Annotated in this window: 1 protein-coding gene; it reads right to left on the reverse strand. The window is 65.1% G+C overall.

What is annotated here, in order from left to right:
• On the reverse strand, positions 1-102 hold a 102-nt coding region (locus ACPYOM_RS23545; RefSeq protein ID WP_481347836.1), incomplete at its 3' end, for a hypothetical protein.
• Between the last annotated feature and the right edge of the window lie 116 nt (positions 103-218).

Raw genomic sequence — 218 nt, forward strand, 5'->3', positions numbered from 1 at the left:
TCCGTCGTCGGCAGCGTCAGATGTGTATAAGAGACAGGCTCCGGCGTGCCTGGCGATCTCGCGGCGCGACCGCACGCCGAGCTTGGTGAAGATCTTGCGCAGGTGCCATTCGACGGTGTGTGCGCCTGTCTCTTATACACATCTCCGAGCCCACGAGACGCGTAGTAATCTGGGGGGGGGGCTTGTTTTTTTGGCGGGGGGGGGGGGGGGGGGGGGGG

Source organism: Monashia sp. HAY1-2A, assembly GCF_056755315.1.